This is a genomic window from Martinezella sp. CNPSo 3957, from assembly GCF_057784395.1.
Map to the genome: position 1 here is coordinate 19,123 of NZ_JBXSOU010000025.1, position 12,734 is coordinate 31,856.

The 12,734-nt window shown below is 57.7% G+C and carries 12 protein-coding genes; 8 read left to right on the forward strand and 4 right to left on the reverse strand.

Features of this window, described 5'->3' with window-relative positions; genetic code table 11:
• Positions 1-117 precede the first annotated feature (117 nt).
• Genes AC13QE_RS31060 through argE form a run of 3 tightly spaced genes read right to left on the reverse strand, consistent with a single transcriptional unit; the run spans position 118 to position 2,572 of the window.
• Positions 118-474 (reverse strand): cupin domain-containing protein, encoded by a 357-nt coding sequence (locus AC13QE_RS31060; protein ID WP_112336026.1) that lies wholly within the window; start codon positions 472-474, stop codon positions 118-120.
• Positions 475-496: 22 nt separating this feature from the next.
• Entirely contained in the window at positions 497-1,420 is a 924-nt protein-coding gene (locus AC13QE_RS31065) for a 2-hydroxyacid dehydrogenase (protein WP_488486644.1), read from the reverse strand.
• A gap of 27 nt (positions 1,421-1,447) precedes the next feature.
• Positions 1,448-2,572, reverse strand: coding sequence for an acetylornithine deacetylase (gene argE / locus AC13QE_RS31070; RefSeq protein ID WP_488486645.1), 1,125 nt, complete (start codon positions 2,570-2,572; stop codon positions 1,448-1,450).
• A 238-nt stretch (positions 2,573-2,810) separates the two neighbouring features.
• Between argE and AC13QE_RS31075 the strand changes: the two genes are divergently transcribed.
• From AC13QE_RS31075 to AC13QE_RS31110, 8 genes are all read left to right on the forward strand, one after another.
• Entirely contained in the window at positions 2,811-3,710 is a 900-nt protein-coding gene (locus AC13QE_RS31075) for a GNAT family N-acetyltransferase (protein ID WP_488486646.1), read from the forward strand.
• Positions 3,711-4,047: 337 nt separating this feature from the next.
• Positions 4,048-4,488 carry a helix-turn-helix domain-containing protein gene (locus AC13QE_RS31080; protein WP_488486647.1) on the forward strand — a complete coding sequence of 147 codons (441 nt, stop codon included), beginning with the start codon at positions 4,048-4,050 and terminating at the stop codon, positions 4,486-4,488.
• 9 nt (positions 4,489-4,497) lie between these two features.
• The gene (locus tag AC13QE_RS31085; protein WP_488486648.1) at positions 4,498-6,306 is read left to right on the forward strand and encodes a hypothetical protein; all 1,809 of its coding nucleotides are present in this window, start codon (positions 4,498-4,500) and stop codon (positions 6,304-6,306) included.
• A gap of 12 nt (positions 6,307-6,318) precedes the next feature.
• A complete protein-coding gene (locus tag AC13QE_RS31090) occupies positions 6,319-6,537 on the forward strand; it encodes a hypothetical protein (RefSeq protein ID WP_112336020.1) in 219 nt (72 codons plus the stop codon).
• A gap of 14 nt (positions 6,538-6,551) precedes the next feature.
• Entirely contained in the window at positions 6,552-7,724 is a 1,173-nt protein-coding gene (locus tag AC13QE_RS31095; protein ID WP_488486649.1) for a YcaO-like family protein, read from the forward strand.
• The gene (locus tag AC13QE_RS31100; protein ID WP_488486650.1) at positions 7,721-8,425 is read left to right on the forward strand and encodes a TfuA-like protein; all 705 of its coding nucleotides are present in this window, start codon (positions 7,721-7,723) and stop codon (positions 8,423-8,425) included. Before AC13QE_RS31095 ends, AC13QE_RS31100 begins: the two co-directional genes overlap by 4 nt.
• A gap of 105 nt (positions 8,426-8,530) precedes the next feature.
• A complete protein-coding gene (locus tag AC13QE_RS31105) occupies positions 8,531-8,752 on the forward strand; it encodes a hypothetical protein (RefSeq protein ID WP_112336017.1) in 222 nt (73 codons plus the stop codon).
• 855 nt (positions 8,753-9,607) lie between these two features.
• On the forward strand, positions 9,608-11,947 hold the full coding sequence (locus AC13QE_RS31110) for a methyl-accepting chemotaxis protein (protein WP_488486651.1): 2,340 nt from the start codon (positions 9,608-9,610) through the stop codon (positions 11,945-11,947).
• 116 nt (positions 11,948-12,063) lie between these two features.
• Here AC13QE_RS31110 and AC13QE_RS31115 read toward each other — a convergent pair whose 3' ends face one another.
• The gene (locus AC13QE_RS31115) at positions 12,064-12,663 is read right to left on the reverse strand and encodes an NADPH-dependent F420 reductase (RefSeq protein WP_488486652.1); all 600 of its coding nucleotides are present in this window, start codon (positions 12,661-12,663) and stop codon (positions 12,064-12,066) included.
• Positions 12,664-12,734 lie beyond the last annotated feature (71 nt).

The following is a 12,734-nucleotide window of genomic DNA, read 5'->3' on the forward strand; positions in this document are numbered from 1 at the left end:
TGATCCGATCGCGTGGCTGTCGCGGCGGAAAAAGCCGTTTTGAGAAGGTCCCGCAGTGTATTCTTTGGTCAGGCCCGATGCGGCGCGGGCTCAGAGGCCGCGCCGAGGTAGCAATGCTTAAGGGGTGACGGTCACGTAGATCTTCCGGACCGTTTCGATCGTCTTCCAGATTCCGACGAAGCCCGGTTTCATGACGAAGCTGTCGCCCGCCTTATAGACGACGGACTCGCCGCCTTCCGGTGTCAATTCGACGACGCCGGAGAGGATATGGCAGAATTCGAAGGTTTCGCCCTTGATCGAACGGCTGACACCGGGTGTGGCTTCCCATACGCCGGTGTGCACAGTCTCGTTGCGCGCAACGTCCTGTGCCCAGGTCTTAAGCTTCGGATCGCCCGAGATCAGTCGCTCCGGAGCGACGACGTTTTCGCGCGGTGCGAAGGAAGGGTTGGGGTCAATCGTCTTGAGGAGGGACATGGAGTTCCTTTCGGGTTGGCGATCAGTAGCCGCGGCGGCGGTCGACGAGGCCGAACGGGTCCAAGCCCGCCCGGATCCGCTTGATGTTGTCGATGACGGTGCGTGCAGCGCTATGGGGCTGGGTAACGCTCGCAATATGCGGCGTCAGCAGGATGCGGTCGTGGCTCCAGAACGGATGTCCGGTCGGCAGGGGTTCGGGATCGGTGACATCGATCACGGCGCCGGCAAGTCGACCACTATCGAGCGCGGCCAGGAGGTCTTCCGAAACGAGCTGCGGTCCGCGGCCGACATGCACAAGGCTCGCACCCTGCGGCAGTTTTTCGAAGAGATCGGCGTTGAGAAAACCGCGAGTTTCGTCGGTCAGCGGCAGGAGGCAGATCACGATATCGGTCGTGGAAAGCATGGCGTGGAGTCCAGCTTCGCCGGCAAAACAGGTAACGCCCTCGAGTTCGCGTTGATTGCGGCTCCAGCCGGAAAGCACAAAGCCGAACGGCTTCAGTCTTTCGAGCACGGCCTGGCCAAGGTTCCCGAGCCCCAACACGCCGATGCGGCGTTCGGCGGCCTGAACCTGTGGCAAGGCGTTCCAGACCTGACGGTGCTGCTGGCTGAGATAGGAGGGCAGATTGCGGTGGAGTGCGAGGACGCCAAGCGTCACATATTCCTGCATCATGCGGGCAATACCGTCTTCGACCATACGCACGACTTTTACGTGATCGGGGACATGTGCCGTATCGAACTGGTCGATACCGGCGCCGATTGAAAACAGAACTTCGAGATTGCGGTAGCGCGGTAAGTCGTCCGGAACCGTCCAGGTGATCAGATAGCGCACGGCATTCGGGTCGACGGACGTCGGATCCATGGAGAAGGGAAGATCCGGCAGCTCGCGGGCGAAGGCTTGCTGAAAGATATGGCCGCGGCGGGCATCCGAATTGAAGAGGAACGTCATGGGCTTCTATCCTTCGGTCTTACGGCATCACGCCAGGCAACGACGGCCGAGAGCCTCGATCATGGCCTGGCAGGCGGCGAGTTCGTTCGTGAGGATGAATTCGTTCGGCTTGTGTGCGCGAGCGATATCGCCGGGACCGCAAATGATCGCCTCAAGACCGGCGCGCTGGTAAAGTCCCGCTTCGGTGCCATAGCTAACCGCTGCCAGCGGTTCGATGCCAGTCAGCTCGGCCAGCAGACTGGCAAGATGCGCTGTCCGCGGAAGGGAGAGGGCGGGGTAGGAGCTCAGCTCCTCCCATTGCACCTGAAAGCCTCGACGCTCAAGTACGGCAGCGGCCTCGTGCACCGGTAGAAGCAGTGCTGCCGGATCAGCGCCGGAAATTGCCCGCGCTTCGACTTCGAGCGTGCAGAGATCCGGAATGATATTGAGGGCCTGCCCCCCGTAAATGGTGCCGACGGAGATCGATGAATAAGGTGGCTCGAACTCCGCTTCGAATGGCCCCTGGGCCAGAGAATGCGCGGTCGAAACGGCGGCCCGCAAAACCTCGGCGGCGGCGTGGATTGCATTGAGGCCGAGGTCGGGCCGCGACGAATGACCGGAGCGTCCTTTCAGGATGATGCGGGCGGCTGACTTCCCCTTATGTGCGAGGATGGCCCGCATGTTGCTGGGTTCTCCGACGATGACGCCGAGCGGCGTCTCGCAAAGCTCCGGCAGGCGCGCAATGAGATGCGGTACGCCACGGCAACCTGCTTCCTCGTCATAGGAAAAGGCTAGGTGGATCGGCCGCATCAGAGGGCTTGCGGCGAGCATTGGTACGGCCGCCAGAGAGGCAGCCAGAAAACCCTTCATATCGCTGGTGCCGCGGCCATAGAGTCTATCTCCATCGGCCCGCAGCACGAAGGGGTTGCTCGTCCACCCCGTCTCGTTGGCCGGCACGACATCCATGTGACCGGAGAGGACATAACCGCGTGTATCGCGGGGACCGATCGTGGCAAAAAGGTTCGACCGGTCGCCCTCGGGGCCAGCAAGGATATCAACAGTGGCGCCGAAGGACTTCAGGTAGGCGCCGATCCACTCGACAATCTCGGCATTGGGCGTTCCAACGACGGAATCGAAGCCGACTAGTTTTGCCAGAATGTCCGATGCCTGCATTGGTGTTGCCAATCTCCGATTGCCGTCCTTGTGTGTGCAAGCGACGTCTTGATCAAAGGAAGGTTAAGCCTCAATCAGTAGAATACCTGCCGAAAGTATGGATCCTACGGTGAATTCTTGCGCCGCCGTTTGCATAGGCAGTGAAATGTTTTGTTGAGTCTCGGCTAAGCTCGCCAAAGCATGATGCCGGCGTGAGCGAATATGCAGCCGGGAGGATCGGATGGCGTCTGGATCACCAATGGACACAAAAATACCCGAAAAACTGCATGTCGATGCATTCGAACTGCGCTTTGCCGACATCTCAGAGGTCTCTTTGTCGCAGCTTCAGGCGCTCTCGATGTCGGTCGGCTGGCCGCATCGATCGCAGGACTGGCAGCACCTGCGGGATGTCGGCCGCGGCTTCGTGGCGCTTGACGAAATCGGCAGGGTTTCCGGTTCCACGATGTGGTTCCCGCACGAGCAGAGCTTCGCAACATTCGGAATGCTGATCACCGCACCGCGCCTGCAGACGAATGGTACGGCGGAGTGGCTGGTTAAGCGGATGCTGGAGGAATGCCACCATGAACGGATACGGTTGAATGCGACAAGAGCGGCACGCCGGATGTGTGCAACTTTTGGATTTATGCCGAAACAGACGGTCTTTCAGTGTCAGGGGGAAATTCTATCCGTACCTCACGTGGGCGATATCAGGTCAGGGCTTGATCTCAGGCGGCTCGAACGCAGCGATCTGGATGCGGTTGCGGCCCTGGACGAGCCGGCTTTCGGTACGCTGCGCTACCAACATCTCAAGCGATTGTTTGAAAGCTCCATCTGCTACGGCCTTTATGACGGTGGCAAGCTAATGGCTTATTCCATGCGGCGCCGGTTTGGCCGCGGTCACGTCGTCGGTCCTGTCGTCGCGTATTGCGAGGAAGACGCAACTGCCGTCGTTCATCCGCATGTCGTAGCACATGTCGGCAGTTTTTTGCGCCTCGACACCCATTTTGGTGCCGGACTGTTCGCCAGTTTTATACAGCAAAGCGGAATGTCCGTCTTTGACACCGTGACCACCATGGTTTCCTCTGAGAGGGCCTCCTATGGAGCCCCGAACACAGGTTCTCCGATCGTATTTGCACTTGCCTCGCAGTCTTTCGGCTAATTGCAACGGTCGCCTAAGCGCCATATCGCATTGGAAGGCCGCTGCAGGCGTGGCCAGCTGATCCAAGCGCATCTGTCCAAAATACTCTCCGCGGAATTAACCTGACATCACGCACGAGAATGCTGCCGCTGAATCGCACAGAGTGGGGATGACTCCGGTTAAATGCAAAAACGACATTGGGAAACAGGCGTCTCCGGAGAGATATTTCGTTCTCGTCGAGAGGAATGTCGTCTGCGCGATGTCGCGGCGGGTCTCCGAATTTGCAGCCGCATAATATAGCGGATTGGAAACTCCTGGCGTTGTGTAAAATTGATCTTGGGTGCCTTGCTGGAAGATTGTGAATTCGAGGGAAACCTGCGAACATGAAGGCAGTTTTTCTTCTGATGGTTTCTTTATGGACAAAAAGCCCGATGTAATCGACGTTGAACTTGGATTGCGCATCCGGCTGCGCCGCGAGGAATTGTCAATTACGCAGGATGTATTGGCCAAGAAGCTTCGCATAAGGCTCCAAGAGCTCGAGAAATACGAATGCGGCTTCGAGAAAATCAGCGCCAGTCGCCTTCTGCATATTTCCGAAATTCTCGATGTCCCAATCATGTTTTTCTTCGAAAGCGGATCGGAGGAGGCGCTTCCCTCCAAGGAGGCGCTAGCTGGTTTTCGATTTGCGAAGCATCATAAAGCCGTTCTGCGAACAGCCTTATCGGGGATCGTGGACAAGCGGTTGCGGGCGAAGATTCTCGCCTTTGTGCAATCAAGCGAAGCTGGCAGTGAGCGCTGATCTGATAAAATGACATTTCATTTAACGACCCTCGGTAGCTGCGCCCTTTACGATGAGAAGGGCGATCGTGTGAATGTGCCGAAACAGGCGCTGCTCATGCTTGCCTATCTCTATGATTGCCGGCAATCGATACCACGCAAGGAGTTGGCAGCATTTCTCTGGTCCGGCAATCTTCAGGCGGCCGGCGTCAACTTGAGATCGACCCTGCTGCGTTTGGCGACTGCGACGTCCAAATCCCCCAAGCCGCTGATCAGCGGCGTCGCTGCGAACATCGCTTTGAATTTCGACGCGCTGCGCTGCGATCTGGATACCATCGAAAATACGTCCGGCGTTGCCAAGCTTGGCGCCCTTAGCGATGCGGTTGCCAAGAATTTTCTACCCGTTTACGGCAGCGGCTCTACAGCTGTGGCCGTCTGGGTACGCGACGTTCGCGCACGGCTTGCAGGAGAGCTGCGAGCCGAATTCTTCAAGACGCTGAATGAACCCTCGTCGCCTCAATATCGCGGTGAATTGAAGCGCGCAGCCACGCTTCTGCTGGACAGGGATCACTCCGATGACGAGGTCAGGATAGCGCTTGGCGAGAAAATCACCTCTTACATTCAAGTGATCGGCGAAACGAAAGATCCGACTTCAAGACACCCGGCTGAAGACGCGATTCCGCTCTCCGCCGACAGCAGAGTGCCCCGTATCGCCCTGCTTCCTCCTGAGACGCTGGAGGCAGCAGAGCGAGCCGGCTCGGTTGCCAATGCGGTCATCGAAGACCTCACGATCAGCCTTTGCGTCGATCGAAGCGTTTCCGTGGTCGCTCCCTACACGGCCGAGCAGATTCGGTCTTCCAACGACAAGGCGGGGCTTCTCAGGCAACATAATGTGGTCTACGCGCTCGATACGAAGAGGACTGGCGACAGTCTTTTTGCGCAGCTGATTTTCATGCCGCGCGACGAAATTGTCTGGGCAACGCGCGTTCAATTGGATAGCGCGGCCATAACGGAGCATCGCAACGAGATCGCCACTGCGATCCAGCACTCCATCATCGAGCGTGTGGGCGCCTTCCACCACATAGTTTCTGATTTCAGCTGCAAGCCTCAGGCCTATTTTGCTTATCTTGAGGGCGTGCAATGCCTGTCCCGTCTGGGCCTTCAGAATGTCCGCCGCGCGCGCAAGCACTTCAGGGAGGCTCTTGAGCACGAGCGCGGTTTCGCGGCGGCCCTTGCGGGCATCGCCAGAACCTTGACCATGGAATGGGTTTTGACGGCCCGGGGCGATAGCGACCTCTTGAACCAGGCGGAAAAAATGGCGGCGGATGCGATCCGCGGTGACAGTCGGTTTGCCGGAGGTTTCAAGGAAATTGGGGTTGCTCGGCTTTATCGCGGAAATATCGACGGTAGCCTGGAGGCCTTGTCAAATGCCGAGGATCTTAGCCCCCACTACGCGGACGTCATTTGTAGTCATGCCGACAGTCTTACCCATGGCGCCAATCCGAAAGCGGCATTAGCAAAGGTCGCAATGGCTCTCGATCTCAATCCGCTTGCTCCGGACTATTATTACTGGACCGCAGCGGGAGCCAGCTATTTCCTTGGGGAGTATACTGAAGCATTGGCTTATCTTGACAGGATGAGAGAGCCAGGACCGGCAAGCAGGCTTGCGGCGGCAAGCTGGGCAATGCTTGGCGATGCTGCCAAGGCTAAAACATATCGGCTACGCGCCTTACGCGATAATCCGAATTTCGATCTGGAGGCATGGCTGTCCATGATTCCAAACAAGGAAAAGTGGCAAACAGAGCATTACAGGGAAGGCCTGCTGAAGGCTGGTTTTTGAAAGGAAGATATCATGGCAGGCGCAGTGTTGCTTGGAATCAAGGGCCAAGAGGGGCTTTGGCTGGTTGACCTCGAAAAGGGGACTGTCGTTCGATACACGCGGCGGCTGTCGGGTGATCTGGCGAAGGCGGCCTCCTGGCGGGCCAAAGGGGTCAGAGTGGAGAAAGATGTCGATTTCGCTGTGGCGTTAAGGTCGGCAAGCTCCGCGGCCTCAGGCCTTTATGAGGGCTAGGCGCTCGTTCATCCGTGTCGAACAATTTTAGAGCATGCCCCCCTGGGGAAACCTTGTCGAGGGTTTCGCCCTATCTGGAGCGGCTTGGCATAACCCGTGTTGGCCGCCAGACCGAACTCGATCGCATAGGCATTCCCGTTTGGTGTGCCTACGCCCCGAATTCCAGGGCGATCGTCATCGCTCAGGGAAAAGGTCTGGACGACGTCTCCGCGAAGACATCCGCGGTGATGGAAGCAATCGAGCGATCTGTCGCGACCCAACCTTTCTGTTCAGCGTTGATGGCAAGCCAGGATGATCTTGCCGCAAGCGGCCATGCCACGGATTGCCTGGAGGATTTGCTGGCGATCGGCGCGCAACCGGTAGAAACCGGTGAACAGATCAGATGGTCTCAAGCCCACGATCTGGCAAGGAACGCCTCGATATTCGTACCTTTCGAGGCCGTTCATCTTGACAGGACGCATGTCGGCCCACGTTTTTGGGTATCATCGGACGGATTGGCGTCGGGGAATACGTGGCATGAGGCAGTCCTGCACGGGCTGCTGGAGCGGGTAGAGCGGGATGCTTGCGTCCTTTGGAACGTCGACGCGCCGGAGTATCGGTATGCACGCCGGATAGATCCACAAAGCATCGAAGATAACGATATTCGCGAGATGCTGGAAAAGATTTTCTCCGCCGATTTCGATCTCGCCCTTTTCGATGTGACGAGCGATCTGGCCGTTGCCGCCGTCGTCGCGTTGCTGCGGCCGAAAGGCGATGACGGTTCGCTCAGATATGTCGACTTGACCATGGGGGCAGGGGCATCCTTGTCCCCCGATGTGGCCGCAGCCCGAGCAATTTCCGAGGCCGTGCAGTCGCGGATGACCTTCATCGCCGGTGCCAGAGATGATCTTGTCCCGGAACTGTTCTCACGCCGCGCCGATCCTGCTCACCTGCAGTCGTTCCAAGGCCGATGCATGACGAACCTGGACGAACTGCCGACGATGTCGGCCGGGTCTGCGCAAGATGCGCTCGACCAGCTTGTCGAGGCTTTGCTGGAAGGCGGTATTGACCAGCTTTATGCTATCGAGCTGGCACCTGAATGGCTGCCGGCATCGGTCGCAAAGGTTTTCGCGCCACAACTCGAACATCCGGACGGCGATCGCCGCATTCGTTTCGGCAGCCGCGCATTGTCAAAGAGTTTCCTGTGAAAGTCATCTTTGTAGGGCCGAGCCTGCCCGATGCCAAAGCGCATATTGACGATACGATGGTCATACGACCGCCGGCGTGCCAAGGTGACGTCGTCAGAGCTCTTGAGGATGGTGCCATTGCCATCGGCCTCATCGACGGTCAGTTCGAGTTCGTCGCGCCGGTCTGGCACAAGGAGTTGCTCTTTGCCCTATCCCAGGGCGTTCCCGTATTTGGAGCAGCCAGCATGGGAGCGCTCCGCGCGGTGGAATGCCGGGCCTACGGCATGGTCGGCATCGGCAGGATATTCGATGACTATGCCTCCGGGCTCCGGGAGGAAGATGCGGATGTCGCTCTCCTTCATGGCCCAGCGGAATTGGGCTATCCTCCTTTGTCGGTGCCATTGGTCAATGTCGATGCGACAATAGAGACTGGGATTGATAAGGCCATTCTCGGCAAGGAAGAAGCTCTGCGGCTCTCCCGTGCGGCACGGCGTCTATTCTTCAAGGATCGGACCTGGAGACGTCTTGCCGAAGCTGCCGAGATGGACATAGGACAGGTGAGGGCGCTCGTCGTAAAGGCATGGACCGATCAAAAGCGCAACGATGCCATAGAACTTATACGCGCCATTGCCGATGCCCCGTTGCCGGCACACATGATGGACTGGTCTTTCAATGCAACTCCGTTGTGGCGTAAACTTTTCCCACAATTTTACCGTATGTAATTGATTTAAAAATACAGATTTTGCGTGTGCAACGCTTTTGCAACGCACCTCGCCACTTGAAATATGCCAATCTTGCCTCAGGGAATTTTGTTGGGGGCTTTAAGAGTGATTGATTTTGAAGGTCATGAGCGTCATTGCGAGATCTTGGCGCTTGTCAAAATGATGCAGTATGCCGGTCAGATCGCCAGCGGGCTCGATACACCGCAGGCCGTGTTCCTGATAAAGGAGGCACAAGATGCTCTTCTTTCCGTCTTGAAGACCGAAAGAGCGGCGCTCTCAAATGCGCATCTGGGCGGGCTTGTCAGTGACACGCATGGTCACTGCTAACAGGCTCTCGTCCTGCAGAAATTACCGATCCACATTTAACCGATGCCGGCTTGGCACTTGGAAACTTCAAGAGGTCTAGTTTGCTTCGAAGAATGCCGGCCAGGGTGAGCCGGTCCGCGAAAAAAGTAAGCTCCGCTGATACAGGGGACATTGTTCCGGAATTTAAGGATCCTCATGGAAATATGAGGGTCGAATTCGTTCTGTTTGCGGCGATTATTGTTGCGTGGCTTACGATTGCCTGCACTATCTGCCTATCGTTGAACTGGCTCTGATTTCTGGCTCGTGGCTTGCAGTGCGGCTGCGGTTGTAGATCGGGGGGAACGTCTTAAGCGAAGACGGCGCGTTCGTGCTCATGTGCGGTGCGGAAATTTCTTCGGTCCGGAGGAAGCGCAGACCATGATTTCGGCCCCGGATCCGGGCGACAGACATATGTCTATTCGCTAAGTAAGTTCAGCCCAAAGCTTTTGCCGATAGACTGGGCGGTTTGCGCTTCGGCGATTTGCGTTCGCAGGCTCAAGGCCGCAGTTCGCGATACCGGCTTGAGGTGACGTCGGGGCACTGTCCTGCATGGAGCCGAAGCATTGCAGATGTCAAAGCATTTCACGATTCATTCCGGCCGCCGGATTGGTTGGTACGAAACAGCCCATATATTTTTAGGGGCATTAATCCTGTTTCAACAAAGCTGGGCTAATTATTCCTTTGATTGGGCAGGGCATGATGCGCCTGTGATCGGGCGACGCCTCGATGGCTCACGGACTGCTTTTCTTTTAGAAAATTTCACCTCAAGAGCTCCAGAAGTACGTGTTTTGGCGAAGCGGGTTAGCGTTACGGCACCCCGAACGTAGGTGAGCAATTATGATTTTTTCTCTTCGCAATATACTTCTCGGGATTTTCCTTTTTCTCAGCATCGCCCTATGCGTGCTAACGGGATCTTCGACGCTTGATGCCTATCGCGATGCAGGCAAGTATGCCGACGTCTCGAAGTTCACCATGCTAGACCGCGCGCTCTTCCAAACACTTGCGAATTTTCGCAACGAGCGAGGTGACGGGTCGTCGCTCGCCAAACTTGAGCTTGGCGCGCAAGATGCAACGCTTACCTTGTTGAAAACGGACAGGGGCATCGTCGACAAATATATGGCTGATGCAAAATCGGTCTTTGCAAACATCGACGACCCGACGCTCAAAGCTCCGATTGCCGATGTCATGAATGCCTATGACCGCGTGGTCGCATTCCGCTCAAAGCTCGACAACGAAGTCGCTAAGAAGCTTGCTGATCGTGACCCGACACTGCAGGCCACGACGCTGGACCTCGGTCAGCAGTTCTTGACCGCCTTGGAGACAGGTTCGACCGCCGTTGAAAACCGGATTCGCGCGAGCGATCCTTCAATGACGGCCCTCATTCAGATCCGTGCGCTGACATGGTACACGCGCGCAACGGCCGGTGCTGCAAACTTGTTGTACGTCAACACACTCGCCTCTGGAGAGGCGATGAAGCCTGAGGACGTCAGCAAGATCCAACAGTTCGATTACGCCGCGAACTTCATCTGGGGGCAGATCGGCACTCTGGTCAATCATCCGTCGACACCACAGGTCGTCAAAGACGCCTATAAAATCAGCAGCACGACCTTTTTCAGCGGTGACTTTGCAGCAAAACACAATGCATTGCTTGCGAAGTTCGCAGCCGGTGAGAAGAAAGCCATGTCTCTCGACGACTGGCGCCCTGTCGGCAATGCCGCTCTTCTGACGATCACGAACACCGCCGCGGCAGCAGCAGATGGCATGGTCGCCAATTCAGCCGTCAGCCAGAGTGATGCATTCGTCAGTTTCATCGCCTACGGGCTGACTTTCCTTGTTGCCGTCGCTCTGAGCATTACGGGCATCTGCGTCATCATCTATCGCGTAACGAAGCCCGTCGGGGTGCTAACTCATTCCATGACCGAACTCGCCCAAGGCAACCTCTCGGTCTCAATCGGTGGCGTCGAACGGCGCGATGAGATCGGCGCCATGGCCCGTTCCGTACAGATTTTCCAACAGGCAGCCTTGCGCAACAAGGCACTGGAAGCCGAAGCGGCCGAGGCACGCATTACATCGGAGAATGAACGCGTCGAAGTCCAGCGCCGTGCCGAGGCAGAGGCAGAAGAGAGGCTGCTGCAGGCAACGGGTTCGCTTGCGACGGGACTTCGTCATTTGGCATCCGGCAACCTGCGCTGTGAGATCGAAACGCCGCTGGCTGCGCAGTTCGAAGCTCTGCGCCACGACTTCAATTCATCGGTCAGCCAGCTGCGCGCTGCCATGTCCCAGGTCGGCCAGGCCGCGTCGCTGGTAAACAGCGGCAGCTACGAGATCTCGCAGGCTTCCGATAATCTTTCCAAGCGAACGGAGCAGCAGGCCGCCTCGCTGGAAGAGACCGCTGCAGCGCTCGAAGAGGTAACGGCCAATGTTCAGTCGACCTCCAAACGAGCTGGCGATGCACGTGACCTGGTGCGTGGCGCCCGATCGCGGGCAGAAAACTCCAGCCAGGTCGTCGGTAATGCCGTCAGCGCCATGGGAAGAATTGAGCATTCGTCCAAGCAGATCAGCCAGATCATCAGCGTGATCGACGAGATCGCCTTCCAGACCAACCTGCTTGCGCTTAACGCCGGCGTCGAGGCGGCGCGTGCGGGCGAAGCCGGCAAAGGCTTTGCCGTTGTCGCCCAGGAAGTCCGGGAGTTGGCCCAGCGTTCGGCCAATGCCGCCAAAGAGATCAAGGCCCTGATCGGCAACTCCGAAGTCGCAGTCAGCGAAGGTGTGAAGCTCGTCAACGACACCGGCGAGGGCCTCTCAGCTATCGCCGACCTGGTCCTGCAGATCAATCAGCACATGGATGCGATCGCCACCGCCGCTCAGGAGCAGTCCATGGGTCTTTCTGAGATCAACAGCGCCGTCAATCATATGGACCAGGCGACACAGCAGAATGCCGCCATGGTCGAGGAGATGAATGCGGCCGGCGCAGGTTTGGCCGAAGAGAGCAAGCGTCTTGGCGAGCTCCTGAGCGCATTCCGCACAGGCGAAGCCGAGCGCATGGAGCCGCAGGCGAGGCCCGTGGCCCGGCCTGCCTCCGCCCCGACAACAGGCCGGCTTGCTGCGCGCCCCGCTCCCGCTACGCAGGGCAATGCTGCACTTAAACATCTCCAGCAAGAGTGGTCGGAGTTCTGATTGGTTTGATGTGAAGACGGATGCCGCAATTCTACCGCGGCTCATGAAGCGAAGATTGGCCCGTACATTTTGTGCGGGCCATTTTCGTTAAGCCAATTCGGCGTCTCGCGGCCGCATCACTCGAACTTGACCAGGTCCTTGAAGATCAAGTGCCCCCAGCTATTTCCGCGCGCGTGCACAAGCAGTCCGCCTTCCGACAGGCCGCCAAGCTTGATTGGCGCGAAACCGAGCCTTTCCGCAAGCGCGCCAATCTCGTCTGCGGCGCCGTCATCGTCGCTCGCCAGGAACACGACTCTCCTGCCGCCGTGCACAGCTGGATCTTGGTCAAGGACGGCGGCAGCCAGATGATTGAATCCCTTGACCAGTCTTCCACCAGGAAAGGCCTGCGCGACGAATTTGGATGACGGCTGCCCTCCCAGTTTCTCAGGGGGCACGCCGTAGGCATTGGTCACATCGACGATCGTCTTCCCCTGCCAGGTGGGGAGCGCCTTCGCGACATCTGGATGCTGTTCGAAACGGACAGCCAAAAAGACGATGTCCGCTTTGACGGCGTCCGCCAGTGTTTTGGCCATGACCTTAGGCCCGATCGCGGCCGCATCAGCTGCAAAGCTCTCCGGGTCGCGCGTAGTTGCAACAGATACTTCGATGCCCTTGCGGGAAAAGGCCTTGGCCAGCGCTCGGCCGATATTGCCGAAACCGATGATTGAGTAGCTCATAATGCTTCTCCGATCCTGTGTTGACGTTGGCTCAGACCTTGGCCCAACCGCCATCGACGGCGAGATCTATG

Bases quoted from the DNA above. Each gene is read 5' to 3' on its own strand.
- AC13QE_RS31110 (WP_488486651.1), top strand. From the start codon at position 9,608: ATGATTTTTTCTCTTCGCAATATACTTCTCGGGATTTTCCTTTTTCTC.
- AC13QE_RS31115 (WP_488486652.1), bottom strand. From the start codon at position 12,663: ATGAGCTACTCAATCATCGGTTTCGGCAATATCGGCCGAGCGCTGGCC.
- AC13QE_RS31085 (WP_488486648.1), top strand. From the start codon at position 4,498: ATGACATTTCATTTAACGACCCTCGGTAGCTGCGCCCTTTACGATGAG.
- AC13QE_RS31060 (WP_112336026.1), bottom strand. From the start codon at position 474: ATGTCCCTCCTCAAGACGATTGACCCCAACCCTTCCTTCGCACCGCGC.
- AC13QE_RS31065 (WP_488486644.1), bottom strand. From the start codon at position 1,420: ATGACGTTCCTCTTCAATTCGGATGCCCGCCGCGGCCATATCTTTCAG.
- AC13QE_RS31075 (WP_488486646.1), top strand. From the start codon at position 2,811: ATGGACACAAAAATACCCGAAAAACTGCATGTCGATGCATTCGAACTG.
- AC13QE_RS31090 (WP_112336020.1), top strand. From the start codon at position 6,319: ATGGCAGGCGCAGTGTTGCTTGGAATCAAGGGCCAAGAGGGGCTTTGG.
- argE (WP_488486645.1), bottom strand. From the start codon at position 2,572: ATGCAGGCATCGGACATTCTGGCAAAACTAGTCGGCTTCGATTCCGTC.